Genomic DNA, 22,874 nt, shown 5'->3' with positions numbered 1-22,874 from the left:
CTGAGTGAGGACGGCTGGTACACCGGCGCGCCCGCACGGCAGCCGCGGGACACCGCGCCCCGTGGTCCACGCCTCCCGCACCCAAGCCGACGGACGCGCGGCTGACCTGCTTCTTCTCCCGGCGCCCCGGCGACGGCCCCGCCGCGCGCCTCCCGGAATGATTCCTTCCGCCGGGGCGCGCCCGTGGACCGCCGCCGACGGCTGAGTGACGGACCTTGCCGAATGGGTGGCCAGAACCGGGAGGAGGGGTGATCATGAGAGTCACAGAGCGCACTTCCCATGAGGAGGCACGGGTGGCCGAGACTCTGAAGAAGGGCAGCCGGGTGACCGGCGCCGCGCGCGAGAAGCTCGCGGCAGACCTCAAGAAGAAGTACGACTCCGGTGCGAGCATCCGGGCGCTGGCCGAAGAGACGGGCCGTTCCTACGGATTCGTCCACCGGATGCTCAGCGAATCCGGCGTGGTCCTCCGCGGCCGCGGAGGAGCGACCCGGGGAAAGAAGACCGCGTCCGGCTGACGACCGGACTTCCGGGCATCCTCCACGGTGGTTACTCTGCAGTTAACTTATATGCGGAGTGACCACCGGAGGATGTTCGATGACCCTGCTCGACCAGGACGGCGTACGGCTCACCACGGACGGCGCGGTGGCCACGGTGACCCTCTCCGTACCGGAGAAGCGGAACGCCCAGACGCCCGCCATGTGGCGGACCCTCGCCGAGGCGGGACGCGCGCTCCCCGGTGACGTGCGGGTCGTGGTGCTGCGCGGCGAGGGCAAGTCCTTCTCCGCCGGGCTGGACCGGCAGGCGTTCACCCCCGAGGGCTTCGAGGGCGAGACCTCGTTCCTGGAGCTGGGCCGCGGCCCGGCGGACACCCTGGACACCGTCATCGCCGAGTACCAGGAGGCGTTCACCTGGTGGCGGCGGAACGACCTGATCAGCATCGCCGCGGTGCAGGGTCACGCCATCGGCGCCGGCTTCCAGCTCGCGCTCGCCTGCGATCTGCGGGTCTGCGCCGACGACGTCCAGTTCGCCATGCGGGAGACGAGCCTCGGGCTGGTGCCCGACCTCACCGGCACCCATCCGCTGGTCGGCCTGGTCGGCTACGCGCGCGCCCTGGAGATCTGCGCCACCGGCCGGTTCGTCCGCGCCGAGGAGGCCGAACGCTCCGGGCTCGCCAACATCGTGGTCCCCGGTGCCGAACTCGACGGCGCCGTCGCGGACTTGACCGCGGCCCTGCTCGCGCCGCCGCGGGACGCCGTCGTCGAGACCAAGGCCCTGCTGCGTGACGCGACGGCGCGCACCTACGAGGAGCAGCGCGCGGCCGAGCGCGCGGCCCAGGGCAGGCGCCTCCGCGACCTCGCGGGCCTCGGCGACTGACGGCCGTCCACGGGACGCAAGGCGCCCGGCGCGCGCGGGAGTTCAGCTCCCCGCGGGCCGGGCGCCTTCGTCGTCGCAGGCGGTGACCAGCACGGCGACGGGGCCGCCTCCGGGGTGCGCCGCCCCGGCCGCTTCGCGCACCGCGCGGGCGACGTCCAGGGCGCGCCGCGAGGCGGACACCGCGCACTGCACCAGGACGCCCTCGCCGCCCTCCCGGACGTGCACGCCGTCGCCGGAGAGGGGCCCGCCCAGCACCGGTGCCACCCGCGTCACCCCGGGCACGGCCCGTACGGCACGGAGCAGCGGGCCCGCCGCGTCCTCGGGGGCGTCCTCCTCGGGGGAGTCCGGGGCCTCGGGGGAAGCGGGCCCGGGCGGGGTGTCGAGGAGGGCGGTGACGTGCAGGTCGGCCGTGCGGACGGGCAGGCCGAGGCGGGTGTCGGCGGCCGCCAGCAGGGCGGCGCGTAGCTGTTCGGCGAGCGCCGGCAGCGGCCGGCCCGCGAGCGCCGCGAACCCGGCCTCGATCCGCAGCGGGCCGTGCGGCAGCGCCGACGGAGGCCCCGGCACCACCGCGTCCGGTACGTCGTCGTTCTCGGGGAGGACGCGGAGGCCGTCCAGGCGGGCCGCGCCGGAGGCGGCGGGGGCGAGCGCCGCGCGGAGGACGGCGACGGCGGCGTATTCGGTGATCCAGGCCCCGTCGCGGGCCTCGCCCAGCGGCAGCAGCCGCCCCAGGCGCAGTTGGCGGCGGACCGTTCGTGCCAGTGCCTCGGCCGTCATGGGACTGCCTCCTCGTCCGGTCGTCCAGCGGGTCGTGCCGGTGCGCACGTGCAGGCAGCTTCGCGCATCGGGCGCGCCGGGGCGGGGAGGCACTCGCTCGGATGCCCATGTGCGCAGCGCGTCCACGGCGGCACGCTTAGTGTGGACAGCGGGCCGGTGCGACACACCGGTGTGTCCCGTGAAAGGGGTTCAGGCGATGTCCGAGACCACGGCCGGCAGCACACCCCCGTCCGTCCCGCCCGGCGGAAGGGCCGCGCCCGAGGGCGCACCCGGGAGCCGCGGCCGCACCACCATCGCCGACGGGGTGGTCGAGAAGATCGCGGGCATCGCGGCCCGTGAGGTCTCCGGCGTGCACGCGATGGGCAGCGGGATGGCCCGCACCCTCGGCGCCGTACGGGACCGGGTGCCCGGCGGCAGCAGGTCCGTCTCCCGCGGCGTCAAGGCCGAGGTGGGGGAGGTGCAGACCGCGCTCGACCTGGAGATCGTCGTCGAGTACGGGGTCGCTATCGACAAGGTGGCGCGCGCGGTGCGGGAGAACGTCGTCTCCGCCGTGGAGCGGATGACGGGACTTGAGGTCGTCGAGGTCAACATCGCGGTCAGCGACGTCAAGCTGCCCGATGAGGAGGACGAGGAGGACGAGGGGGACCGGCCCCGCCTGCGGTAGCGGGCGGCAGGGGGACGTGGAGCGAAGGAGCGCACGATGAGCATGGCCGTGATCGGCATGATTGCCGGAATGGCGCTGGGCTTCGCCGGATACTTCGGCGGCTTCGGCGCCTTCCTGCTGGTGGCCGCGCTGGGAGCCGTCGGCTTCGTGGCGGGCCGCTTCCTCGACGGCGACCTGGAGCCGGGGGACTTCCTCCGGGGCCGTGACAGCCGGCGCAGGTGACCGGGTGACGGAAGCGGAGGTGCCCGCCGCCGAACGCGGTGCCACGCGCATCGCGGACCGGGTGGTGGCCAAGGTCGCGGCGGAGGCCGCGCGCGAGGCGCTGCGCGCGGGCCCCGAGGCGCACACGCTCCCGCCCGGCGGCCGCTCGGCCCGTTCGGCGCCCGGCGCCACCGTCGCGGTCCGTGAACTGACCGCGCGGGTACGGGTGTCGGTGGAGCTCGGCTACCCCTCGGACATCGGCGCGCAGTGCGGCGCGGTGCGGCGCCACGTCGCCGCGCGGGTCAGGGAACTGGTCGGCATGGAGGTGCCGGACGTCGGCGTGGACGTGGAACGCCTGCACACCGGACACCTCAACGGCAGCTCGGGGAGGGTCCGTTGAGCGAGGAGCACACCAGCCCGCCCACGCTGGAGAAGGGTCCGGGCGCGGGCGGCGAAGACGACGGCGGGTTCGAACAGACCCGCTCGGCCGGCGCGTTCGAGGCGGACGACCACGGCGGGGGCCGCGGCGCCGGACGCTTCTGGTCCGCCCGCCGGGTGCCCGCCGCGATCCTGGCCCTCGTCCTGCTCGGCGCCTCCGGGCTGCTGCTGTACGACGTCGCGTCCGTCCGCGCCGGACGGCAGGCGATGGCCTGGCGCAAGGCCATCGCCGACAAGCTGGCCGCGACCTCGCTGGACAGCGCGTGGGTGCTGGCGGCCGGCGCGGTGGCCGTCGTCCTCGGGCTCTGGCTGCTGGTCCTGGCGCTCACCCCCGGCACCCGCCGCCTGCTGCCGCTGCGCGGCGACAGCGGGGGAGTGGTCCGCGCGGGGCTGGACCGGGACGCCGCCGCGCTCATCCTGCGGGACCGGGCCCAGGAGGTGTCCGGCGTGCAGTCGGTCCGCGTCGACGTCGGACGGCGCAAGGTACGGGCGCGCGCGCAGGCGCACTTCCGCGACCTGGACGCGGTACGCGCCGACCTGGACGCCGCGCTCCAGAACGGCATCCGCTCGCTCGGGCTGGCCCGGCGGCTGGGCCTGTCCGTGCACGTGCGGCGGCCGAAGAAACGGTGACGCGGGACGAGAGGAGGCGGGCGTGATGCGGCGGACGGTGAACCGGGTGCTGCTGGGACTGACCGGCGCCGTGCTGGTCGCGGCGGGACTCCTGCTGCTCGCGGGCGGATTCGACCTGCCCGCGCGCTGGAACCTGAGCTGGATGACGGGCTGGTACTGGTCCGAGCCCGGCGACGTGGTGCTCTCCGACGCGGACCGCACGCGGTGGCGGGACGAGGGCTGGTGGTGGCCCGTCGTCATCGCCGCGCTCGCCGTGCTGGTCCTGCTCGCGCTGTGGTGGCTGTTCGCGCAGCTGCGGCGGCGGAGGCTGAACGAGGTGCTGGTCGACAGCGGCGACGGCGAGGGCGCCGTGCTGCGCGGCCGGGCCCTGGAGGAGGCCCTCGCCGCCGAGGCCGAGGCCCTGCCCGGAGTGGACACGGCCCGGGTGCGGCTCGTCGGCCGGCGTACCCGGCCCGGTGCGCGGATCCGGCTGGCGCTCGCGCCGCAGGCCGAACCCGGGCCCGCCGTACGGCGGTTGCGCACCGAGACGCTGGAGCACGCGCGTACCTCGGCCGGTCTCGAACGGTTCCCCGCCGAGGTCAGGATGCGCGGCGTCCGGCACCGCGCGGAACGCGTGAGCTAGCGGCGGGGAGGCCGGGAGCCTCCCCGCCGCGGGTGTGCCGTCAGAAGCCGTGGCGGGCGCCGCCGTCGACCGGGAGCATCACGCCCGTGAGGTACGAGGCGGCGGGGGAGAGCACGAAGGCGGCCGTCCTGCCGAACTCCTCCGGGGTGCCGTAGCGGCGCAGCGGGATCGTCGTCTCGTTGTGCGAGCGCGTCGCGTCCCCGTCGCCGGAGAGCGAGTCGAGGTACTGGAGGCGCTCGGTGCCGATGCGTCCCGGCAGCAGGCCGAGGACGCGGATGCCGCGCGGGCCCACCTCGTCCGCGAGGGTCTTGGCGAAGCCCGCGAGGCCGGGGCGGAGCCCGTTGGAGATGGTGAGGCCGGGCAGCGGCTCGTACACGGAGCTGGAGAGGATCATCCCGATCACGCCGCCCGCCTCCAGCTCACCGGCGGCGGCCCGCGCGAGCCGCACCGCGCCGAGGAAGACGGTGTTGAACGAGGACTGCCACTGCTCGTCGGTGATCTGCTCGGCGGGCACCCCGGCGGGCGGACCGCCGACGCTGATCAGCACGCCGTCGAAGCGTCCGAAGCGCGAACGGGCCGTCTCGATGAGGCGGGTGGCGGCGTCCGGGTCGGAGTTGTCGGCGGCGACGCCGACGGCCGACTCCGCGCCGAGCCGCTCGGCGGCCCCCAGCGCGCCCTCGTCGGTGCGTCCGGAGACGACCACCCGGGCGCCCTCGGCGACGAGCTGCTGGGCGACGGCGAAGCCGAGCCCGCGGGTGGCGCCGGTGATGACATAGACACGGTCTTTCAGCCCAAGATCCATGGCCTCAGTCTGCGCCACCGCACGCTCGCACGGCACGGGGGGTCGCTCAGCCGGACCCGGCCATCTCGCCCGTGCGGCTGTCCTCGGCCGCCTCGGCGGACTCGTCCGTCCCGGCGGCCGCGGCCTCCTGGCGCTCCTTGCGCTCGCGGCGTACCAGGAAGACCCAGCCGACCGGGACGGCGGCGGCGAACAGCCACCACTGCACCGCGTACGCCATGTGCGGGCCGATGCTGTCGTGGTCGGGCTCGGGGATCATCGCGGGCTGGGTGCCGCCGGGCTTCGGCGAGGTGGCGGTCAGCTGGAGGTAGCCGCCGATGACGGGCCGGTCCAGCTGCTTCGCCTGCTGCTTGCTGTTGATCAGCATGACCTGGCGCGGAGGCAGGCCCTGCTTGTCCTTGATGCCGCTGGCCTCGCTGGTCTCGTCGGCCATCATCCGGCCGGTGACCGTGACCTCGCCCTTCGGCGGCGCGGGCACCTCGGGGAACTTGGTGAGGTCGCCGTCCGCCTCGATCCAGCCGCGGTTGACGAGCACCGCCTTGCCGTCGGACTGGACGAGCGGGGTGAGCACGAAGTAGCCGATGGACTGCTCGTCGGCGGCCGTCCGCTGGCGCACGACGACCTCGTGCTCCGTGTCGTACGTGCCCGTCGCCGTCACCGTGCGGAACTGGTCGTCCTCCCGCGGCTCACGGCCGACGCCGGAGAGCGAGGCGAACGGGACGGGATCGGCGGCGAGGCTGGAGGAGATCAGCTCGTTGTGCGCGACCCGGGCCTCGTGCCGGTGAAGCTGCCAGAAGCCCAGCTTGATCATCACCGGAATGAGCACGAGGCCGAGCAGGGTGAGGCACACCCACTGCCGGGTCAACAGGAAGCGGTACACGCTTCATGACGGTACCCGGCGGGGACTCAGCGCCCCGGCGCGGGGGCCACATCCTGGAGCAGCTGGCTGAACGCGGCCTCGTCGATCACCGGGGTGCCGAAGGAGGCGGCCTTGGCGACCTTGGAGGTGACGGCCTCCGGATCGTTCGTCACCAGCACGCTCGTCAGCCGCGAGACGCTCGTCGCGATGTGCAGCCCGGCCTCGATCGCGCGGTCCTCCAGCAGCTCGCGGTCGACGGAGGTGTCCCCGGAGATCGCCACCCGCATGCCCTGCACCAGCCGCTCACCCGGGACGTACCGCCCCGGGTTCGGATACGGGCAGGCGGGGCGCTTCCGCGAGGGGCGCCAGCTGTTCGCGTACGGCCGGGACCCGCCGGAGGTGTACGAGCGGCCGCCCGAGCCGTACCCGGACGGGGCGGAGTCGCCGGTGGCGGGAGGGGTGCAGGCGAGCAGCGGGAGCCGGACGCCGGAGCCGGCGGCGAGCCGGAGGCTGGGGCGGAACGCCTCGGCCAGCACCCGCGCGTCGTCCAGCGCGTGGTGCGCGTGTTCCTGGACGACGCCGTAGTACGCGACGAGGGTCTCCAGCTTGTGGTTGGCCAGTGGCAGGGACAGTGCCTTGGACAGCGCTATGGTGCACAGCCGCTGCCGGACCGGCGCCGTGCGCCGGGCGCGCGCGAACTCGCGGGCGATCATCGACCAGTCGAACAGGGCGTTGTGCGCGACCAGGACGCGTCCCTCCAGGCGGGCGGCGAGTTCGTCGGCGACCTCGGGGAAGAGCGGCGCGTCGGCGAGCACGTCCGGCGTCAGGCCGTGGATGTGCACCGGGCCCGGGTCGCGCTGCGGGTTGACCAGCGTGTACCAGTGGTCCTCGACCTCGCCCCTGGCGTCCAGACGGTAGACCGCGGCGGAGATGATGCGGTCGTCGCGGCCGAGGCCGGTCGTCTCGACGTCGACCACCGCGTAACCGGCCGGATAGCCGGCCGGCCAGGTGATGCCGTCGTGCGCCTCGGGGGCCTCGGCGGCGGTCGGCTGCGCGGGGAGCTGGACCTCCCGCGCCGTCTCGTCCGGGAGTGCCGTCTGGTCTTCGAGCATGGTCCCAGAGAATACGGGGCGGCACTGACAGCGGACGAAGCGCGCCCGCGCACACTCCCGCGCACGGGACGCGAAGACCCGCCCGTACGGCAGGCGTTCGCGGCGGAGACCCGCCCGGCGCGCAGCGGAATGCCCGACTTGCCGGAATGCTCCGCCGGTTGCGGCCGTACGCTCCCCGTTCCCGACGCCCGCGCGGGCCACGGGAGTTGGCGGAACCGGCCGGGCGCCCGTCAGCGCGGTGCCGCGAGGGCGTGCCGGTGGGCCCAGGCCCGGGCCGAGATCCTGGCCAGGAGGCGGGCCGCCGGGTCGCCCGTGGCCCGGCCGTTGGCGAGCGGGCCCGCGTAGCAGACGCTGAGGACGTACGGGGGCGCGTCGTGCGGGAAGACGATGCCGGCGCTGTGCCGGATGCCCGTCACCCACCCGTTCTTGAACGCGATCCGGGTGCCCGGCGGCAGGCCCGCCGCGAGGTCGACGCGGTGGACGTTGGCGGCGAGCGGGCCGAGGAGTTCGGCGGGCAGCCACCGCAGCAGGCGGGCCAGGTCGGCGGCGGTCACCAGGTTGGTGACGCCGGCCTCGCGGGCCGCCGCGTCCTCGATCCCGCGCCGGACGGTGCTGTGCCGCGCCCCGGCCAGCCGCCAGATCTCCTGCGCCGCCGCGCAGCCCAGGAGTTCCAGCAGCGCGTTGGTCGCCAGGTCCGAGGAGTGGCCGATCATGCGCCGCGCGAGCCACCGCAGGGTCACCGGCCGCCCCAGCATCCGCCACGTCCCGGGGTCCTCGGCCGCCAGGTCCGCGGGGATCGCGTAGGGCGGGGACGGGACGGCCGAGGTGAACTCGTTGCGCAGTTCCACCTGTCGGTCCGGGACGTACGGGCTGCGGTGCAGCGCCGCGAGCACGGTGACCTTCATCGTGCTCGCCGCGTAGTAGGGGTGGTCGGGGTGGCGTTGCCACACCCGGTGGGCGGACGTGTCGCCGTCGCCGTTCAGAGGTCCCGCGTACACCGAGAGCATGCGGGGCAAGCTAGCCGCGCCCGGCGCGGGGCGCACCGGGCGGAATCAGGCCAGAGGGCGGCTCAACGGGCCCGGGGGCGGCGCGGGTTCGCGGCAAGGGGGGGAGAAACGGTGCACGGCGGCGTGATCGTCCTTACTCGCGGGTAAGAACCTCTGGCGGGAGGCCACGGCAGCGGCTAGCTTGCGGACATGCCGTCTTCCCTGCCCGACGTCGTGCTGTGGTCGATACCCGCCTTCGTTCTCCTGACCGTGCTGGAAATGGTCAGTTACCGCATCCACCCGGACGAGGACGCGGCCGGCTACGACGCGAAGGACGCCGCCACGAGCATCACCATGGGGCTCGGCAGCCTCGTCTTCGATGCCCTGTGGAAGATCCCGATCGTCGCCGTGTACGCCGCGATCTACGAACTCACCCCGCTGCGCGTGCCCGTGCTGTGGTGGACCCTGCCGCTGATGCTGCTGGCCCAGGACTTCTTCTACTACTGGTCCCACCGCGGCCACCACGTGATCCGCATCCTGTGGGCCTGCCACGTGGTGCACCACTCCAGCCGGAACTTCAACCTCACCACGGCGCTGCGCCAGCCCTGGACGACGCTCACGGTCTGGCCGTTCTACGTGCCGATGATCGCGCTCGGCGTGCACCCGGCGGCGCTCGCGTTCTGCTCGTCCGCCAACCTCGTGTACCAGTTCTGGGTGCACACCGAGCGGGTCGGGAAGCTGCCGCGGCCGGTGGAGTTCGTGCTGAACACGCCCTCGCACCACCGGGTGCACCACGCGTCCCAAGGCAGCTATCTGGACCGGAACTTCGGCGGAATCCTGATCGTCTGGGACCGGCTCTTCGGCTCCTTCGTGCCCGAGACCGAGCCCTGCGTCTTCGGGCTGACCAAGAACATCGGCACCTTCAACCCGCTGCGCGTCGCCACCCACGAGTACGCCGCCATCGGCCGCGACCTCAAGGCGGCCCGCAGCTGGAGCGAACGCGCCGGCCGCGTCTTCCGCGGCCCGGGCTGGCAACCGCAGGACGCGGCCGGCACGGCAACGGAGCCCGCGAAGGCGCCCGCCGGCCCGGCGCCGGAGAAGACGCTCGCCGAGTCGTAGCGCGAGGGCCGGACGCGCAGGGGGCCGGACCGCTGACCGCGGCCCGGCCCCCCTTCATGGCGTCACCGGCTCATACCGGTCACTTCGTGACGGCGGCCAGCGCGTCGACGATGCCGTGGCCGTAGAAGCTGTTGTCACCGTCGGTGCCGGTGCACTCGGCCGCGTACGTGCCCTTGCCGTCCGGGTCGTACTCCTTCGGGCACTTCTCCGGCGCTGCCTGGGCCTTCAGCCGCCAGGCCAGCTCCTGCGGCGAGATCTCCGGGTGCTCGCTCTTGATGAGCGCGGCCACGCCCGCGACCTGCGGTCCGGCCATCGAGGTGCCCTGGAGGTAGGCGTAGTCGCCGCCGGGCATCGTGGAGAGCACGCCGCCGTTCTTGGCGGGCGCTTCCGGCTGCTGGTAGCGGGAGTCGCCGCCGGGGCCGGTGACGTCGATCTGCCCGAGGCCGTAGTTGGAGTAGTAGGACTTGCCGTTCTCCGGCCCGGAGGCGGCGACGGAGGTGACGCCGTCGAGCTGGGTCGGCATGTCCGCGCACTTCTCCATGTCGATCGTGCGCTTGACCGGCTTCGAGTCGTTCGGACTGGTGTCGTCGGTGAGCTTCTCCGCCGCCATGTCGTGCGAGGAGTTGCCCGCCGAGGTGACGTGCGCGACGCCCTTGCCCGTCGCGTACTCCAGCGACCTGCTCACCGCGTCCACGAGGGCCTTCTGGTCCTCGTCGTCACGGCAGGCGTAGAGCCAGGGGTCCACGTAGTAGCTGTTGTTGGTGATGTCGATGCCGTGGTCGGCGGCGAAGACCATCGCGCAGACGACCGCCTCGGTGTAGAAGAGCGACGTCTCGGGCTCGCTCACCTTGATGGCCGACAGCGAGACGCCCGGCGCCGCGCCGGCTATGCCGGTGCCGTTCCGTGCCGCGGCGACGATCCCGGCCACGTGCGTGCCGTGGTAGTCCTCCTTGGCGTTGTACGGGCGCCAGGAGCCGGGGCTCGTATCGGCCTTGCCGCCCACGCAGTTGGCGGACCGGTCGGCCGCGAAGTTGTCCTTCAGGTCCGGGTGCGTGTCGTCCACGCCGGTGTCGATGACGCCGACGGTGACCCGCTCGCTGCCCTCGCTGATCTCGTGGGCGCGGTCGGCCTTCATGACCCGCTTGTCCCACTGCAGGGGCTCCAGCGGCTCCTCGCCGTCCGCCTTGGCGCGCGTCGTCGCGCCCGGTTCCTGGACGAACTGCGGCTTGCCGACGTCCGTGGTGCCGGCCGCCTTGATCGGCGCCGTCCGGGTCGCGCCCGCCGAGTCGACGCCCGGCACGGCGCGCATGTCCTTCGCGAAGCGCGGGGAGGAGGAGTGCGCGACGACGACGCCGATCTGGTCGTACGCGGTGACGACCGAGCCGCCGGCCTCCTTCACCGCACGCTCGACGCGGTCGACGGCGTCCGCGTCGGCCTCGGTGTTGACGACGTAACTCAGCTTCTCGCCGCCCTGTGCGGCGGCCGTGCGCGCACCGTCGGTGCCCTGTGCGGAGGTGTCCTGCGCGGTGGCGACGGCGGTGCCGCCCAGGCCGAGTGCCGCGGTCAGCAGCAGGCCGAGGGGCAGGGCGAGGGCGCGGCGCCCCCGGGTTCCTCCCGTACGGGTGAACGGTGCCGTCCGGCCGGTGAAGGGCGTGCGGCGCTGCGGGGGTCTTGAAGGTCTTGAGTCCACAGGGTCTCCATGTCCCTAGAAGTTGACCACAGACGTGGGAACTTAGCGCCGAGCGTCCCAGCACAGCAACGGATTCTGAAAGATGGGGGACGGCGGGGGCAGCGGGGGCGCCGAACGGGGTGAGACGGGCGTCAGTGTTTCCTCTCCGGCCCCTGTTGTCGCGGGTGGTGACGATCTACCATGCGCGCACCGCACCGCAGTAGGTATCCGGCCGCACCGCTCTTTTCCGCCGACATTCCGTCAACACCCGTTCCGACTGGAGACATTGTGGACACCGCACCAGATCAGAGCAGGTCCGGCCCGCCGGGCGGCATCGACTACACGGAGGTGCAGCAGAGCGAGGAGTTCTCCGAACTGCGTACCACCTACCGCTCGTTCGCGTTCCCGCTCACGGTGGCCTTCATCGTCTGGTATCTGCTCTACGTCCTGCTGTCGAATTACGCAGGCGGCTTCATGAGCACCAAGGTCATGGGCAACGTCAACGTCGCCTTCGTCTTCGGCCTCGCCCAATTCGCGACCACCTTCCTCATCGCCTGGTGGTACTCCCGTCACGCCGCGGCCAAGCTCGACCCGAAGGCCGAGGCCATCAAGTCCCGCCTGGAGAACGACGCATGAGCCTCACTCAGCACCTCGCCGACGCTCCGGTGCGCCAGCTCGCCGCCGCCGAGGGGGCGAGCGAGCACCGGACCTTGATCATCACACTGTTCCTGCTCTTTGTCGTCTCCACGCTGGCCATCACGGTGTGGGGAGGACGCCGGACGAAGGACGCGACCGACTTCTACGCGGGCGGCCGCGGATTCACCGGATTCCAGAACGGGCTGGCGATTTCCGGTGACTACATGTCGGCCGCGTCGTTCCTGGGTATCGCCGGTGCCATCGCCCTCGCGGGGTACGACGGATTCCTGTACTCCATCGGATTCCTCGTCGCCTGGCTGGTGGCATTGCTGCTGGTCGCGGAGCCGCTGCGGAATTCCGGCCGGTACACCATGGGCGACGTGCTCGCCTACCGGATGCGGCAACGTCCGGTGCGTACCGCGGCGGGAATCTCGACGATCATCGTCTCGATCTTCTACCTGCTCGCGCAGATGGTGGGCGCGGGTGCGCTGGTCGCGCTGCTGCTCGGGATCACGGGTGAGGCGGGCAAGAATCTGATCGTCGTGCTCGTCGGCGTCGTCATGATCCTTTACGTGACGATCGGCGGAATGAAGGGCACCACCTGGGTGCAGATGATCAAGGCCTGCCTGCTGATCGGCGGCACCCTCGTGATCACCGTCCTGGTGCTGCACAAGTTCAACTACAACATCTCCAGCCTGCTGGGCGCCGCCGCCGAGAACAGCGGCAAGGGCGCGGCCTTCCTGGAGCCGGGCCTGAAGTACGGCGCGACGGCCACGTCGAAGATCGACTTCATCTCGCTCGGCATCGCCCTCGTCCTCGGCACGGCCGGGCTGCCGCACATCCTCATCCGCTTCTACACCGTCCCGACCGCCAAGGCGGCCCGGAAGTCGGTCAATTGGGCCATCGGCATCATCGGCGTCTTCTACCTGATGACGATCGCGCTCGGCTTCGGCGCCGCCGCGCTGCTCTCGCCGAAGACGATCACCGAGTCGGACGCCGCGGGCAACACGGCCGCGCCCCTGCTCGCGCAGGAGATCGGCGGCGGCGCGGACTCGACCGGAGGCGCGATCCTGCTCGCGATGATCTCGGCCGTCGCCTTCGCGACGATCCTCGCCGTCGTCGCGGGACTGACGCTCGCCTCCTCCTCGTCCTTCGCGCACGACCTGTACGCGAACGTGATCCGCAGGGGGAAGGCCACCGACAAGGAGGAGGTCAAGGCGGCCCGGGTGTCCGCCGTCATCATCGGCGCCGTGGCGATCGTGCTGGGCATCTTCGCGGGCAAGCTGAACGTCGCGGGGCTGGTCGCGCTGGCCTTCGCCGTCGCCGCCTCGGCGAACCTGCCGACGATCCTCTACAGCCTCTTCTGGAAGCGGTTCACCACCCAGGGCGCGCTGTGGTCGATCTACGGCGGACTCGTCTCCTCCGTCGTCCTGGTGCTCTTCTCGCCGGTCGTGACGTCCAAGCCGACGTCGATGTTCCCCGGCGCCGACATCGCCTGGTTCCCGCTGGAGAACCCGGGCCTGATCTCCATCCCGCTGGGCTTCCTGTGCGGCTGGATCGGCTCGCTCCTCAGCAAGGACGAGAGTGCGAACGGCGAGAAGTACGCCGAACTGGAGGTCCGTTCCCTCACCGGCACGGGCGCGCACTGACCCCGGTACGAGGGTGGTCGTCCGCGGCCGTCGTCGCGTCGCTCTGCGTGACGCGACGACGGCCGCCGCGCAGGTCGGCGGCGTACTCACGACCTGCGTGTGACCCACGGTGAGCGTTCCGTAACATCAACGATCTGTTGAATGTTACGGGCGTCACGTACGCTGCCAGCCGGACCAGGAAACCGTGGGAGGGCCGCCAGCATGCTGCTCGACACATACGGCAGAGTCGCCACCGACTTGCGGGTGTCGCTGACCGACCGCTGCAATCTGCGCTGCACGTACTGCATGCCGGAAGAGGGACTGCAGTGGCTGGCGAAGCCCCAACTGCTCACCGACGACGAGATCGTGCGCCTCGTGCACATCGCCGTCACCCGGCTGGGCGTCGAGGAGGTCCGCTTCACCGGCGGTGAGCCGCTGCTGCGCCCCGGGCTCGTCGGCATCGTCGAGCGCTGCGCGGCCCTCGAACCCCGCCCCCGGATGTCGCTGACCACCAACGGCATCGGACTGGAGCGCACGGCGGGCGCCCTGCGCGAGGCCGGGCTCGACCGCGTCAACGTCTCCCTCGACACCCTCGACCCCGAGGTCTTCCAGCGGCTGACCCGCCGCAAGCGGCACGGGGACGTGCTGCGCGGCCTGGAGGCGGCCCGCAGCGAGGGCCTCACGCCCGTCAAGGTCAACGCCGTGCTGATGCCCGGGTTCAACGAGGACGAGGCGCCCGACCTCCTTGCCTGGGCCGTCGAGCACGACTACGAGCTCCGCTTCATCGAACAGATGCCGCTCGACGCCCAGCACGGCTGGCAGCGCGACGGGATGATCACCGCGGGGGACATCCTGACGTCCCTGCGTACCCGCTTCGAGCTCACGCCCGAGGGGGAGGGCGAGCGCGGCTCGGCGCCGGCCGAGCGCTGGCTCGTCGACGGCGGCCCGCACCGCGTCGGCGTCATCGCCTCCGTCACCCGCCCGTTCTGCCGGGCCTGCGACCGCACCCGGCTGACGGCCGACGGACAGGTCCGCACCTGCCTCTTCGCCACCGACGAGTCCGATCTGCGCGGTGCGCTGCGCGAGGGCGCGGAGGACGAGGAGATCGCGCGGCTGTGGAAGACGGCGATGTGGGGCAAGAAGGCCGGCGCCGGGATCGACGACCCGTCCTTCGTGCAGCCCACGCGCCCGATGTCGGCCATCGGCGGCTGACGCGGGACCGGCCCCCGGGCTCCCGGGCGTCGCGGAAGCGGAGCCGGAAGGCTCAGTTCCCGGGCGCCTGCGGGCCGTTGGGCTCCGACTCCCAGTCCTCCAGGCGTACGACGTCCTTCAGAAAGCCGCGCATGTCCAGGAACGAGGACAGGTGCTCGCGGTGCTCGTCGCACGCCAGCCAGGTCTTCCTGCGGTCCGGGGTGTGCAGCTTCGGGTTGTTCCACGCCAGCACCCAGACGGCGGGCAGGCGGCAGCCCTTGGCGGAACAGATGGGGGACTCGGGATCTTCAAGCGGAGGGAACACGCCCTCCATCCAACACCCTTGAGCGACGCGCGGGCGACCGCGCTCCGCGCGAGCGGCGCAAGGAGGGGAAACGGCCCCGGAAATGAAGCGACGCCGGGCAGCCACGGGGGGAGCCGCCCGGCGTCGGTCTTCGCTCCGACGGGGGATGCGGAGCGTCTGAGAAGTATGGCACGGGGGACCCGCCGGGGTGCACCGGAACCGCATGATTGATCTGAGGTTTTCTTGAGCCTTCGGCGGAGACCGAGGTCAAAACCCCTTCAGGCGCGGCCTTCTGACGATTCGTCGGGCCCGGAGGCGCGGTCATCCGGAGCTTCCGCATCCGGCTTCGGCGCCTCCAGCGCCGCCCGCGAGGGCCCCGGCACGAAGGTGCTCGGCAGCGAAGGGACGTTCTCCCGGCCCGCGTTGGCGATCACCACGGCGATGTACGGGAGGACGGCGCCGAGCACCAGCGTGCCCACCGCCAGCCACAGCTGAACGTTCCACAGCAGCATCGTGAGGATGATCGAGACGGTGCGCACGGCCATGGAGATGGCGTAGCGGCGCTGTCGCCCGCGGACGTCGTCCTCCAGCCCCTGCCGGGCTCCGGTGATCCGGAACACCTCAGGACTGCTCTGCTTCCGCATCACACTCCACCACCTTGACCGCGCCGGAAACCCACCCGGCACCCGAGGTTCCGGACGCCCTCCACGGTACGCCTCGCCTGCGCAGCGGGGGAGAGCGGGGCCGTCTGCGCGCGGACTCCGCGGCCTGCGCCGTCGCCCGCACGGGCCGCTACGTCGTGCGGCGTAGCCGGGCCGGTACGAGGCTGGTGACCGCACGTGCGCGTGCCGGTCGCCCCCGGGCGCCGGGCACGCGGCGGCGTGATGTGGCACCGGACGGCAGGCCCGGACTTCGGAGGCGACATGAGCTGGTTGTGGGCGATCATCGTGGGGCTGGTGCTGGGCGTCATCGCCCGGGCGCTCCTCCCCGGGAAGCAGGGCATCCCCCTGTGGCTGACGGTGGTGTTCGGCATCATCGGCAGCATCCTCGGCAACGCCGTCGCCGGCTGGATCGGCGTCGCGGACACCAGGGGCATCGACTGGATCCGGCACGTGCTCCAACTCGTCGGCGTCGTGGTCGTGGTGGCCCTCGGCTCCCCGCTGTGGGCGACGATCAGGGGCCGGAACAGACCCCGCGCCTGAGCCCGGTCCCGGACCGACGAAGGGGAGGCCGGGTGCGGCCTCCCCTTCGTGATGCGGGTGTCAGCCGTCCAGGCCGTGCACCTCGGCCAGCTTGCGGCCGGCCTTGAGGTAGACGGTGCCGCTCGCGCCCGCGGCGGCGAGCTGCTCCGCGACGACCTCGCGCAGCGGGCGCAGCGCGTCGGCCTCCGCGACGACGAGCGTGAGCTGCTCGCCGTCACCCTCCGGCTCGACGACGAGCCGCAGCCCGTTCTGCTTGGCCAGGCGGCGCGCGGCGGACGCGCTGGGGGTGAACTCCAGGACCTTCGTCAGCACCGCCGCGATGCCCTCGTCGCCGTGCTCGGCGGCGTCGACGGTGGGCAGCGTCCCCACGTCGTGGAAGGACTTCTTGGAGAACTGCGCGACGAACCCGGCGCGGGCCGTCATCGCCGCCGCGGTGCCGTACAGCGCGGTGACGACCTCGCCCGCGAGGACCTTCTTCAGGTCCATCGGGTGCAGGGTCTTCGCCTCGATGCGCTCGGTGGCCAGCGCGATCTCCGCGTCCGTCCACTCCGTCCAGGCCCGCAGGTACGGGACCATCAGGCGGTCCGGGATGGACATGATCTTGCCGAAGACGTCCTCGGCGGGGCTGCTCAGGCCGATGTAATTGCCCTTGGACTTGGACATCTTGGCGCCCGAGCCGTCCGTGCCCTCGATCAGCGGCACCGTCGCCACCAGCTGCGGCTGCTGCGCGCGGATCTCCATCAGACGGCGCCCCATCTGGAGGTTCAGCAGCTGGTCGACGCCGCCGAGCTCCACGTCGCACTCCAGCGCCACCGAGTCCAGGCCCTGCGCGACGGGGTACAGCAGCTCGGACATCGTCAGGCCGGCGCCGGAGGCCAGGCGGGTGCGGAAGTCCTCGCGCTGGAGCAGCGAGGAGGCCGGGACCTGGGTCATCAGCGACAGCAGTTCGGGGAAGGTGTACGGCGCCAGCCACTCGCTGTTCTGCCGGACGGAGACCTGCTCGAAGTCGAAGAACGGGCGCACCTGGTCCCGGTAGCCCGCGAGGTTGTGCGCGATGTCCTCGTCCGTCAGCGGCGGACGCTCGGCCGTGCGGCCGGACGGGTCGCCGATCTTGGCCGTGAAGTCGCCGATGAGCAGGGTGACGTCGTGCCCCATCCGCTGGAAGCGGCTGAGGATGATCATCGGCACCGCGTGGCCCAGGTGCACGTCCGTGGCCGTCGGGTCGATGCCGAGCTTGATGTGCAGCCCCCGGCCCTCGGCCCGGCGCTTCTCGATCCGCTCGGCGAGCTGCTCCTTGGAGGGCAGCACGTCGACGGCGCGGGCGCCGATCAGCGCGGCCTGCTCGGACGCGGGGAGATCGCTCAGGTCGAGATAGCGGCGGGACCCCGTCTCGGTGAGCAGCTGCTCCACGGTCTTGTCGGAGGAGAGGTCCTGGGCCAGCAGTTCGCTGACGCGCTGCACTGAGTCGCCGAGGCGTGTCACGTTGCGTCCTGAGATCGAAGCGGATGGATCGGGGGAGAGTCTATTCGCCGGACCCCGCGGCCGGTCGGCCCCCGCTCCCGCTTCCCGCGCGGGAACCGTGCGTTACCGCCGGAACCCGCGCGGAAACTGTAGGGATCCCACAGGGGCCCGGCGTACCCCCTGTCATGGCCCGATTCCACGCAGCGGGGGCGCACCCGATAGTTTTCCCGAGGAAGCTCCGGCCTCGTCACGCTCGGTGGCCCCGGAAGCCGCGCAGACCGCAGAAGAACGCGATCACATCGCAGAAAGGGTGGTCACACCTTGAGCCGCTCGGTACTCGTCACTGGGGGCAACCGGGGCATCGGCCTCGCCGTCGCCCGCGCCTTCGCCGACGCAGGCGACAAGGTCGCCATCACCTCGCGTTCCGGCGAGGCCCCGCAGGAGCTCGCCGAGCTCGGCGTCCTCGCCGTCAAGTGCGACATCACCGACGCCGATCAGGTGGAGCAGGCCTACAAGGAGGTCGAGGAGAAGCACAGCGCCGTCGAGGTCCTGGTCGCCAACGCGGGCATCACCCGCGACCAGCTGCTGCTCCGCATGTCGGAGGAGGACTTCACCGGTGTCGTGGACACCAACCTCACCGGCACCTTCCGCGTCGTGAAGCGCGCGAGCAAGGGCATGCTGCGCGCCCGCAAGGGCCGGATCCTGCTGATCTCCTCGGTCGTCGGGCTGCTCGGCTCCGCGGGGCAGGCGAACTACGCCGCCTCGAAGGCGGGCCTGGTCGGCTTCGCGCGCTCGCTCGCCCGCGAGCTCGGCTCCCGCAACATCACCTGCAATGTCATCGCCCCGGGATTCGTCGACACCGAGATGACCCAGGTGCTCAGCGACGAGCAGCGCGCGGGCATCGTCGGGCAGGTGCCGCTGGGCCGTTACGCGCAGCCGGAGGAGATCGCCTCCTCGGCACGCTTCCTGGCCTCCGACGAGGCCGCGTACATCACTGGAGCCGTCATTCCCGTCGACGGCGGATTGGGCATGGGTCACTGAAAATGAGCGGAATCCTCGCCGGCAAGCGGATCCTCGTCACCGGGGTCATCACCGACGGATCGATCGCCTTCCACGCCGCCAAGGTCGCCCAGGAGGAGGGCGCCGAGGTCGTCCTGACCGGCTTCGGGCGGCTCTCCCTCGTCGAGCGGATCGCCAAGCGGCTGCCGAAGCCCGCGCCGGTCATCGAGCTGGACGTGCAGAACCAGGAGCACCTGGACTCGCTGGCCGGCCGGGTGCGGGAGCACGTCGACGGCCTGGACGGCGTCGTGCACTCCATCGCCTTCGGCCCGCAGGGCGCCTTCAACTTCCTGGAGGCGGACTGGGAGGACGTCGGCACGGCCGTGCACGTCTCCGCGTACTCGCTGAAGTCGCTGACGACGGCCTGCCTGCCGCTGATGCCGAACGGCGGCTCCGTCGTGGGCCTCACCTTCGACGCGCAGGTGGCCTGGCCGAAGTACGACTGGATGGGCGTCGCCAAGGCGGCCCTGGAGTCGACCAACCGTTACCTGGCGCGCGACCTGGGCGAGAAGAACGTCCGCTGCAACCTGGTCTCGGCCGGCCCGATCAAGTCGATGGCCGCCAAGTCCATCCCCGGCTTCGAGGAGCTGGCGGACGTGTGGAACCACCGCGCCCCCATCGGCTGGGACCTCACCGACCCGGACCCGGCCGGCCGCGGCGTCGTCGGCCTGCTCTCCGACTTCTTCCCGCGCACCACGGGCGAGATCGTGCACGTCGACGGCGGCGTGCACATGATGGGCGCCTGAGCCCCGGCCCGCAGACGACGAAGCCCGCACGGTCCCGGACCGTGCGGGCTTCGTCGCGTCCAGGTCAGCGCTGCGCGGCCATCCGCATGCCGCAGCCCCAGCCCCGGGTGTACGAGGCGGCCTCGTGGCCCGCCGTCTCCGGGTCGCCCGCGCGGATCGCGGCCAGCAGCCGGTGGTGGTCCATGTGCGCCTCGGGCACCAGTTCCTCGCCGACGTCGACGCGGAGGAAGGCCCGCATCACGGTGCCGAGGTCGGCGTACACGTCGGTGAGCACCTCGTTGTGCGAGGCGGCGACGACGGCGAGGTGGAAGTTCGCGTCCGCCTCCACGAACCGTCCGACGTCCCGCGACTCCCAGGCCGCCTCCCGCTTGTCCAGCAGCGCGTCGAGCTGCTTCAGGTCCGCCTCCGTGCGGCGCACCGCGGCCAGCCGGGCCGCGGACGCCTCCAGCGCGGCGCGGAGTTCGCCGACGTGCCCCGGGTCGGCGTCCGCGAAGCGGCGGTGCATCACGCCGGCCAGCTCACTGGTGGCGACGACGTAGGTGCCGGAGCCCTGGCGGATGTCCAGCAGCCCGTTGTGGGCCAGCGCGCGCACGGCCTCGCGGACGGTGTTGCGGGCGACGCCCAGCTGCTCGACGAGTTCCGCCTCGGTCGGGATGCGGGAGCCGACCGGCCATTCCCCGGAGGCGATCTGGGCGCGGAGCGCGGAGATCACCTGGTCGGACAGTGCGGAACGGTGCGCTGACGACAGCGTCATGTCTCTCCCGGGGTCACGGGTCGTGGATGTCGGAGGGGCGGAAGCCGCGGATCGCGTGGACTCAGCGGGATGAAGCATTCATCCCATCATTCTATGATGGCCGCTATGGTAACGACGGACGACGACGTGAGTTCCCGCCCCGAGGCCCGAGCCCCCGGCTCCGCCGAAGGCACCGGCACCGGCACGCAGGGGGACGCCGCAGCGGCGAAACCGCCCGCCTTCTCCCGCTGGACGCTCCGCTTCGTCGCCGTGGGCCTCGTCCTCGCCGCGCTCAACCTGCGCCCCGCGATATCCGGGCTCGGCACGCTGCTGGAGGAGGTCCGCGCGGGCCTCGGCATGAGCGGCACCGTCGCCGGGCTCCTCACCTCCGTCCCGCCGCTCTGCTTCGCGGTCTTCGGCGGCCTGGCACCCCGGCTCGCCCGCCGCTTCGGCCCGGCGGCCGTCGTGCTGACGGGCATGCTCGCGATCGCCGCCGGGCTGGCGCTCCGCCCCTTCACCGGCGGGACGGCCGCGTTCCTCGCGGCCACGGCGCTCGCGCTCGCCGGCATCGCGGTGAGCAACGTGCTGATGCCGGTGGTGGTCAAGCACTGGTTCCCGGACCGGGTGGGCACCATGACGGGCCTGTACTCCATGGCCCTGGCGCTGGGCACCTCCTCGGCCGCCGCGATCACCGTCCCCATGACCGAGGCGCTGGGCGGCAGTTGGCGCGTCGGCATCGGCGCCTGGGCCCTGCTCGCCGCCGTCGCCGTCGTGCCGTGGGCGCTGGTGCAGAAGGACCGCACCAGCCGCCGCCCCGAGCCGCAGGCGGCCGAGGAGGCCGTCACCGAGGAGTCCGGGACCGGCGAGCGGGCCACCGAGGCCAGGCAGCCGGCCGCGCCCGGGCAGAACGCGAAGCCGCTGCGGATCACCAGGTCGTCCACCGCCTGGGCGCTCGGCGTCTTCTTCGGCCTTCAGGCCTCCGCCGCGTACATCACCATGGGCTGGCTGCCGCAGATCTTCCGGGACGCCGGGGTCTCCGCCTCGGCCGCCGGGGTCATGCTCGCGGTCACCATGGGCATGGGCGTCCCGCTCTCCTTCGTGCTGCCGAAGATGGCGACCCGGATGCGGCACCAGGGCCCGCTCGTCGCGGCCCTCGGCGCGTGCGGACTCATCGGGTACGCGGGCCTGTGGTTCGCGCCCGCCTCGGGCGCCTGGCTGTGGTCCCTCGTGCTCGGCGTCTCCAACTGCGCCTTCCCGCTGGCCCTCACCATGATCGGGCTGCGCTCGCGCTCCTCCGCCGGCGTCGCCAAGCTCTCCGCCTTCGCGCAGAGCACCGGCTACCTGATCTCGGTGCCGGGACCGCTGCTGGTCGGCGCCCTGCACGGCTCCAGCGGCGGCTGGCACCTGCCGCTGCTGCTGATGGCCGGGCTGATGGTCGCGCAGATCGCGGTGGGCCTCCTCGCGGGCCGGGACCGCGTGATCGAGGACGGAAGCTGAGTGCGACACTGGCCCGTATGCCAGTGCTTGAACCCAACCCGCAGAACGGGCAGAAGAAGCTGCTCCTGACCTTCGGCGTGATCCTCGCCGTGCTCGTCGTCATCGGCGTCATCGCCTCGCTCGTCGCCCCCTGACGAGGGGCCCGGACCCGTTCCCCTAGGGGGACGGGTTCAGGGTCGGGTGGGTGGCTCCCCCGATGGGCGGCGGCCGCCGCGTTCCGTAGCGTCGGAGACGACAGCGACAGGACGAGCAGCAGCGACGGAGGGGAGCAGCATGACCGCGGGCTTCCGCCGTGCGCCGTCGCGTGGTGCGCCGGAGCAGACCAGGCTGCCCTGGTGGGCGCTGGCGCTCCCGGCTCTCGCGTTCACGGTGCTCTTCGGCCTGCTCGTGTGCGGGGGAGGACCGGCGGCGGCCGGTGACGTGAGCGGGCCGGGATCGGCCGGGACGCGGCAGAGCTCCGGCGGCCCGGGCGCCGAGCCGCTGGAGCAGCTGATCGCCCACCTCGTCGGCGTCCTCCCGGGCTGAGCCCCCGGGGACGGGTGGTACGTGGGAGCACGTCATCGTGCGCGGGGGCTTCACCCGGTACGGGGGCTGTCCCAACACCTGGCGCTGGACCGGCTGTTTCGTGCGAAGCTGGGGTGCATGAGCGTCGATGTGCCCCGCAGTATCGTCCTTCTCCGGCACGCCAAGGCCGACTGGCCCGATGTGGCAGACCACGAACGGCCCCTCGCCGACCGAGGCCGTAAAGACGCCCCGCTCGTGGGGGAGTGGCTCGCCTCGCACGGCATCACCCCAGGACTGACCTTCTGCTCGACCGCAGCGCGGACCCGCGAGACCTGGAAGCTCATCGCGCCCCGGCTGCCCAGGCGGCCGAGAACGGTGTACGAGGACCGGCTGTACGAGGCCTCGCCCGGGGAGATCATCGCGGTGATCAACGAGACCCCCGACGAGGTCCGTGACCTGCTGGTCGTCGGCCACAACCCCGGCATCCAGGGCGTCGCCGAGCACCTGGCCGGCAGCGGCGACCACGAGGCCGGGGAGCACATGTCCCGGCACGGATTCCCCACCTCGGCCCTCGCCGTGATCACCTTCGAGGGCGACTGGAAGGCCGTCGAGCCGGGCACCGGACGCCTGGCCCACCACTGGTCCCCGCACGAGTGACCCCGGTGC

Annotated in this window: 28 protein-coding genes; 18 read left to right on the top strand and 10 right to left on the bottom strand. The window is 72.4% G+C overall.

All coding sequences use genetic code 11. The features are described from left to right. Positions 1–293 precede the first annotated feature (293 nt). Positions 294–515: a helix-turn-helix domain-containing protein gene (locus HCC30_RS09170; protein ID WP_346776559.1), complete on the top strand. Its 222-nt coding sequence runs from the start codon at positions 294–296 to the stop codon at positions 513–515. 79 nt (positions 516–594) lie between these two features. Next, positions 595–1,374, top strand: a complete 780-nt coding sequence (locus HCC30_RS09165) for an enoyl-CoA hydratase/isomerase family protein (RefSeq protein WP_169441916.1) — start codon at positions 595–597, stop codon at positions 1,372–1,374. Between the two features lie 42 nt (positions 1,375–1,416). Here HCC30_RS09165 and HCC30_RS09160 read toward each other — a convergent pair whose 3' ends face one another. Further along, entirely contained in the window at positions 1,417–2,148 is a 732-nt protein-coding gene (locus HCC30_RS09160; protein WP_169441915.1) for a hypothetical protein, read from the bottom strand. A gap of 196 nt (positions 2,149–2,344) precedes the next feature. Between HCC30_RS09160 and HCC30_RS09155 the strand changes: the two genes are divergently transcribed. From HCC30_RS09155 to amaP, 5 genes are read left to right on the top strand one after another with little or no spacing between them, the layout of a single operon-like run. Next, positions 2,345–2,812, top strand: coding sequence for an Asp23/Gls24 family envelope stress response protein (locus HCC30_RS09155; protein ID WP_169441914.1), 468 nt, complete (start codon positions 2,345–2,347; stop codon positions 2,810–2,812). Between the two features lie 36 nt (positions 2,813–2,848). Continuing rightward, complete coding sequence (locus HCC30_RS09150) at positions 2,849–3,034, top strand: hypothetical protein (protein ID WP_169441913.1); 186 nt, start codon at positions 2,849–2,851, stop codon at positions 3,032–3,034. A 4-nt stretch (positions 3,035–3,038) separates the two neighbouring features. Then, the gene (locus HCC30_RS09145; protein ID WP_169441912.1) at positions 3,039–3,413 is read left to right on the top strand and encodes an Asp23/Gls24 family envelope stress response protein; all 375 of its coding nucleotides are present in this window, start codon (positions 3,039–3,041) and stop codon (positions 3,411–3,413) included. A gap of 26 nt (positions 3,414–3,439) precedes the next feature. Beyond that, positions 3,440–4,081, top strand: a complete 642-nt coding sequence (locus HCC30_RS09140; RefSeq protein WP_240979465.1) for a DUF6286 domain-containing protein — start codon at positions 3,440–3,442, stop codon at positions 4,079–4,081. A 25-nt stretch (positions 4,082–4,106) separates the two neighbouring features. Further along, positions 4,107–4,703: an alkaline shock response membrane anchor protein AmaP gene (gene amaP, locus HCC30_RS09135; RefSeq protein WP_169441911.1), complete on the top strand. Its 597-nt coding sequence runs from the start codon at positions 4,107–4,109 to the stop codon at positions 4,701–4,703. Positions 4,704–4,743: 40 nt separating this feature from the next. Here the strand turns inward: amaP and HCC30_RS09130 are convergent, their stop codons facing one another. The 4 genes from HCC30_RS09130 to HCC30_RS09115 all read right to left on the bottom strand — a co-directional run bounded on the left by HCC30_RS09130 (position 4,744) and on the right by HCC30_RS09115 (position 8,480). After that, entirely contained in the window at positions 4,744–5,505 is a 762-nt protein-coding gene (locus HCC30_RS09130) for an SDR family oxidoreductase (RefSeq protein WP_169441910.1), read from the bottom strand. A gap of 46 nt (positions 5,506–5,551) precedes the next feature. Then, positions 5,552–6,382: an SURF1 family protein gene (locus HCC30_RS09125; protein ID WP_169441909.1), complete on the bottom strand. Its 831-nt coding sequence runs from the start codon at positions 6,380–6,382 to the stop codon at positions 5,552–5,554. 26 nt (positions 6,383–6,408) lie between these two features. Beyond that, positions 6,409–7,473 carry a DEDDh family exonuclease gene (locus HCC30_RS09120; RefSeq protein ID WP_169441908.1) on the bottom strand — a complete coding sequence of 355 codons (1,065 nt, stop codon included), beginning with the start codon at positions 7,471–7,473 and terminating at the stop codon, positions 6,409–6,411. A 230-nt stretch (positions 7,474–7,703) separates the two neighbouring features. After that, a complete protein-coding gene (locus tag HCC30_RS09115; RefSeq protein ID WP_169441907.1) occupies positions 7,704–8,480 on the bottom strand; it encodes a serine hydrolase in 777 nt (258 codons plus the stop codon). A 189-nt stretch (positions 8,481–8,669) separates the two neighbouring features. On the opposite strand from HCC30_RS09115, the gene HCC30_RS09110 reads away from it, so the two are divergent. After that, complete coding sequence (locus HCC30_RS09110) at positions 8,670–9,578, top strand: sterol desaturase family protein (protein WP_169441906.1); 909 nt, start codon at positions 8,670–8,672, stop codon at positions 9,576–9,578. 79 nt (positions 9,579–9,657) lie between these two features. On the opposite strand, the gene HCC30_RS09105 is transcribed toward HCC30_RS09110, so the two are convergent. After that, on the bottom strand, positions 9,658–11,163 hold the full coding sequence (locus tag HCC30_RS09105; RefSeq protein ID WP_169442240.1) for a S8 family serine peptidase: 1,506 nt from the start codon (positions 11,161–11,163) through the stop codon (positions 9,658–9,660). 372 nt (positions 11,164–11,535) lie between these two features. On the opposite strand from HCC30_RS09105, the gene HCC30_RS09100 reads away from it, so the two are divergent. The 3 genes from HCC30_RS09100 (at position 11,536) to moaA (ending at position 14,723) form a co-directional block, all read left to right on the top strand. Further along, the gene (locus tag HCC30_RS09100) at positions 11,536–11,883 is read left to right on the top strand and encodes a DUF485 domain-containing protein (RefSeq protein WP_346776558.1); all 348 of its coding nucleotides are present in this window, start codon (positions 11,536–11,538) and stop codon (positions 11,881–11,883) included. Then, the gene (locus HCC30_RS09095) at positions 11,880–13,532 is read left to right on the top strand and encodes a cation acetate symporter (RefSeq protein ID WP_206323596.1); all 1,653 of its coding nucleotides are present in this window, start codon (positions 11,880–11,882) and stop codon (positions 13,530–13,532) included. Before HCC30_RS09100 ends, HCC30_RS09095 begins: the two co-directional genes overlap by 4 nt. 201 nt (positions 13,533–13,733) lie before the next feature. Next, positions 13,734–14,723: a GTP 3',8-cyclase MoaA gene (gene moaA, locus HCC30_RS09090; RefSeq protein WP_169441904.1), complete on the top strand. Its 990-nt coding sequence runs from the start codon at positions 13,734–13,736 to the stop codon at positions 14,721–14,723. Positions 14,724–14,775: 52 nt separating this feature from the next. Here the strand turns inward: moaA and HCC30_RS09085 are convergent, their stop codons facing one another. Beyond that, on the bottom strand, positions 14,776–15,027 hold the full coding sequence (locus HCC30_RS09085; protein WP_346776557.1) for a hypothetical protein: 252 nt from the start codon (positions 15,025–15,027) through the stop codon (positions 14,776–14,778). A 257-nt stretch (positions 15,028–15,284) separates the two neighbouring features. Then, entirely contained in the window at positions 15,285–15,650 is a 366-nt protein-coding gene (locus tag HCC30_RS09080) for a DUF3099 domain-containing protein (protein ID WP_169441902.1), read from the bottom strand. Positions 15,651–15,929: 279 nt separating this feature from the next. Here HCC30_RS09080 and HCC30_RS09075 point away from each other — a divergent pair, with 279 nt between their 5' ends. Next, positions 15,930–16,208, top strand: a complete 279-nt coding sequence (locus tag HCC30_RS09075; RefSeq protein WP_169441901.1) for a GlsB/YeaQ/YmgE family stress response membrane protein — start codon at positions 15,930–15,932, stop codon at positions 16,206–16,208. A gap of 60 nt (positions 16,209–16,268) precedes the next feature. Here HCC30_RS09075 and tyrS read toward each other — a convergent pair whose 3' ends face one another. Then, complete coding sequence (gene tyrS / locus HCC30_RS09070; RefSeq protein WP_169441900.1) at positions 16,269–17,690, bottom strand: tyrosine--tRNA ligase; 1,422 nt, start codon at positions 17,688–17,690, stop codon at positions 16,269–16,271. A gap of 300 nt (positions 17,691–17,990) precedes the next feature. Between tyrS and fabG the strand changes: the two genes are divergently transcribed. Both fabG and fabI read left to right on the top strand, forming a co-directional pair. Beyond that, the gene (gene fabG, locus HCC30_RS09065) at positions 17,991–18,710 is read left to right on the top strand and encodes a 3-oxoacyl-[acyl-carrier-protein] reductase (protein WP_169441899.1); all 720 of its coding nucleotides are present in this window, start codon (positions 17,991–17,993) and stop codon (positions 18,708–18,710) included. Between the two features lie 2 nt (positions 18,711–18,712). Then, positions 18,713–19,474 (top strand): enoyl-ACP reductase FabI, encoded by a 762-nt coding sequence (gene fabI, locus HCC30_RS09060; RefSeq protein WP_169441898.1) that lies wholly within the window; start codon positions 18,713–18,715, stop codon positions 19,472–19,474. 64 nt (positions 19,475–19,538) lie between these two features. On the opposite strand, the gene HCC30_RS09055 is transcribed toward fabI, so the two are convergent. After that, complete coding sequence (locus HCC30_RS09055; protein ID WP_169441897.1) at positions 19,539–20,228, bottom strand: FadR/GntR family transcriptional regulator; 690 nt, start codon at positions 20,226–20,228, stop codon at positions 19,539–19,541. Positions 20,229–20,333: 105 nt separating this feature from the next. Here HCC30_RS09055 and HCC30_RS09050 point away from each other — a divergent pair, with 105 nt between their 5' ends. The 4 genes from HCC30_RS09050 (at position 20,334) to HCC30_RS09040 (ending at position 22,865) form a co-directional block, all read left to right on the top strand. Then, complete coding sequence (locus HCC30_RS09050; RefSeq protein ID WP_240979449.1) at positions 20,334–21,704, top strand: MFS transporter; 1,371 nt, start codon at positions 20,334–20,336, stop codon at positions 21,702–21,704. A 17-nt stretch (positions 21,705–21,721) separates the two neighbouring features. Beyond that, positions 21,722–21,838 carry an SGM_5486 family transporter-associated protein gene (locus HCC30_RS28980; RefSeq protein WP_277347966.1) on the top strand — a complete coding sequence of 39 codons (117 nt, stop codon included), beginning with the start codon at positions 21,722–21,724 and terminating at the stop codon, positions 21,836–21,838. A 139-nt stretch (positions 21,839–21,977) separates the two neighbouring features. Next, a complete protein-coding gene (locus tag HCC30_RS09045; RefSeq protein ID WP_169441895.1) occupies positions 21,978–22,229 on the top strand; it encodes a hypothetical protein in 252 nt (83 codons plus the stop codon). 117 nt (positions 22,230–22,346) lie between these two features. Beyond that, positions 22,347–22,865, top strand: a complete 519-nt coding sequence (locus tag HCC30_RS09040) for a histidine phosphatase family protein (RefSeq protein WP_169441894.1) — start codon at positions 22,347–22,349, stop codon at positions 22,863–22,865. The last annotated feature ends 9 nt before the right edge of the window (positions 22,866–22,874 follow it).

The sequence above is a fragment of the Streptomyces sp. HNM0574 genome, from assembly GCF_012726235.1.
Taxonomy (GTDB): Bacteria; Actinomycetota; Actinomycetes; order Streptomycetales; family Streptomycetaceae; genus Streptomyces.
This window is presented reverse-complemented; position numbering and strand designations above follow the sequence as displayed.